The organism is Acinetobacter sp. TUM15071 (assembly GCF_008980925.1).
Lineage (GTDB): Bacteria > Pseudomonadota > Gammaproteobacteria > Pseudomonadales > Moraxellaceae > Acinetobacter > Acinetobacter dispersus.
On record NZ_BKGB01000108.1, the window covers coordinates 1 to 202 of the forward strand.

The 202-nt window shown below is 56.4% G+C and carries 1 protein-coding gene; it reads right to left on the bottom strand.

Annotated features, from left to right (window positions below; all coding sequences use genetic code 11):
• Positions 1 to 202, bottom strand: a 202-nt coding sequence (locus GBI66_RS19640; RefSeq protein ID WP_308464074.1) for a hypothetical protein, incomplete at both ends; no start/stop codon positions are given.

Genomic DNA, 202 nt, shown 5'->3' on the forward strand with positions numbered 1-202 from the left:
ATGATGTTGTCACCCGTAATTGGATTGACCACCACCACTGGTGTGGTGATGTCGACTGTGTAGCTCGCATCCGCCGTGGCGTTGCCCACGTTGCCTGCTGCATCGGTTGCTGCAATGCTGACGTTAATCACTTTGTCAGCATCAAGTACCAATTGCCCGCCGGCAACCGTCACAGCCCAGGTACCACCCGCTTGTACGGTGG